At 58.4% G+C, this 2399-nt stretch carries 3 protein-coding genes; 1 reads left to right on the forward strand and 2 read right to left on the reverse strand.

The annotated features are described in order from the left end of the window. Positions 1-217: 217 nt before the first annotated feature. A complete protein-coding gene (locus NKJ11_RS33595) occupies positions 218-850 on the reverse strand; it encodes a tyrosine-type recombinase/integrase (RefSeq protein WP_352795174.1) in 633 nt (210 codons plus the stop codon). Between the two features lie 151 nt (positions 851-1001). Then, positions 1002-1130, reverse strand: a complete 129-nt coding sequence (locus tag NKJ11_RS33600; RefSeq protein WP_352795176.1) for a sulfotransferase — start codon at positions 1128-1130, stop codon at positions 1002-1004. Between the two features lie 374 nt (positions 1131-1504). On the opposite strand from NKJ11_RS33600, the gene NKJ11_RS33605 reads away from it, so the two are divergent. Further along, on the forward strand, positions 1505-2399 hold an 895-nt coding region (locus NKJ11_RS33605), incomplete at its 3' end, for a VCBS domain-containing protein (protein WP_352795175.1).

Genomic DNA, 2399 nt, shown 5'->3' on the forward strand with positions numbered 1-2399 from the left:
TGGCGGGGCTCCGGTTCCTATCCTGCTTATGAGCAAGACGCTCTGACCTCCGGCTTACAGGGCAGTCGCACGCAGTTGGCGGCGCTCGCCGGCACCGAATGCTCACCTATACTTCCGCCCCATGGTCCGCTTTTGGTGAATGGACGGGACCGTACGAATGACTGCCATTGGGCGCAAATTGTTCACGGCTCCACTCGTGAAGTGGAGCCGCTCTTGATCAAACCTCAGTTGCCTCGGCAAGTTCGAGAGCATCCTCTACATCGACTCCCAGATAGCGGACCGTGTTCTCGATCTTCGTGTGACCGAGCAAGATCTGGATGGCTCGCAGATTTCCCGTCGCTTTGTAAATAATCGAAGCCTTGGTGCGACGCAGGGAATGGGTGCCGTATTCCTGGGGTCGAAGCCCGATCGCCTCGACCCATTCGTCGACGAGGCGGGCATACTGCCTCGTGCTCATGTGAGCCCTTGGATCGATCCTGCTCGGAAATGCGTAATCATCCACTGTCCCGCCGCGTCGTTCCAGCCATGCGAGAAGGCTGGAGCGTGCGTCGCTCATCAGCTCGAACTGAACAGGTCGACCGGTTTTCTGTTGGATGACCATCGCGCGAGTTCGGATTTCCTGCCCTACAACAAGGTTGCCGATTTTGATCTTGACGAGATCGCAGCCGCGCAACTTGCTGTCGATCGCCAAATCGAAGAGCGCTTTGTCTCGTAGACGCCGTTCCCGATCGAGAAAGAAGCGTATCGCCCATATCTGTCGAGGTTTCAGAGGGCGTTTCGTTCCGACCTTCTTGCCTGCATTCCATGCCCGGCGATCGGAGGCGGTGAGATCATAGCACGAGTGTCCCATTTCGTTTCTCCTTCGGCCATGATTGGCCACGGGAGGAACGCCTAGTTAGTGACTCGGTTGGAGTGGGCCGATAGCGGACTGGCAGCTTCGAGGCAGGGATTTCGATAGGCGGACCTTCAGGCCCTCGCGAGACCCCGTGCAGACGGGCAGGCTAGTTGTGTGAAAGCACCGACTGAAAGTCCTTTGTGTTGTTGCGATTGGGATACGAGTGGTCCGGTACTGGCACGCCAAGGTGCAGGCAGTGCGACTCCCATCCGTCACCCAGATTGTCGACCAGCAGCCACCCGGCGCGTTATCGTCTGCGATGAAGGAAGCCGGCAGCCGCATTTTCCGACAAGGGCGCGGGTCAGCCGATGAATTGCGCCATTAACTGTTCTGCTAAGTTGGATGTTGACGCCTTCTCTAAGACAGTTAATAATCTCCTAATATAAGCGTCGCATAAAATACTCAACATGCAACAACGAGTTGGACGACGACCGGCCACGCATCGTGCTGGCCGTCGCAAGGCGACAACGTTGGGGCCTTCGGGTGCGCTGACCACTGCCGGAATCTGCATGTCAGGCACGCAATGATTTATCGGCAAGAGGCGGCTGGTCTTTCAATACGGTCGACAGGCACGGGGGCGTCTGTCGTTTAAACAACAGGGGATGAAACATGGCTACTCAGATCGCCGGTGCCGGCGGCACCACGACATCGTTTTCCAACACACCGCAGGCGACGGACGACGTTCTCAACTACACCGAGGACACGGTTGTCATCGTGTCGGCAGCTCAGTCGATCATCCTGCTGGACGTGATGCAGAATGATCTGGGTGGAAACGCAAAGACCCTCTATTCGATTGACGACGGGACTTCCGCCTCGACTGCCACCAAGCAATACGCGCCGGTCGACCTGACGACGGCAGACGCCCAAGTGAGCGGCGTCTCTGCCTGGGAAGACATTGGCGACGGCGTCTTCATCCGCATCAACAATGGCAAGGTCGAGATGAACCTTAGCCAGTATCTGCAGCAGCAAGGCTTCGCCAGCCTGCAGGCCATGGGTGCTACTGACAGCATCCACGAGACGTTCACCTATGCAATCAAGCTCGGCAATGGAACGCTAAGCTGGGCCAGTGTGTCGGTCAACATTCAGGGCAGCAATGATGGCGCGACGATCACCGCGGCTCCAGGCGCTGACCAGACTGTGGTCGAAGCTGGCGGCGTGGCCAACGGAACGCTCAACGATCCTAGCGCTCAAGGACAGCTGATCCTGACGGATGTCGACGCCGGTCAGAACCATTTCCAGAACCCTGTAAGCCTTCAGGGCACCTATGGCTTCTTCACCTTCAACACGACGACCGGCGCATGGACCTATGCGCTCAACCAGGCGCTTGCCGACCCGCTGACGCAAGGCCAGGCTGTGACCGACACTCTCACGGTGACATCGGCGGATGGAACCGCGAGCTACAATATCGTCGTCAACATCCTCGGCACCAACGATGCGGCGGTGCTCTCGGCGGATGTCCGCGACCTGACCGAAGGCGACACCGCGGCGGCGATCAGCACCTCCG

This window comes from Mesorhizobium sp. M0243 (assembly GCF_040321775.1).
Lineage (GTDB): Bacteria > Pseudomonadota > Alphaproteobacteria > Rhizobiales > Rhizobiaceae > Mesorhizobium.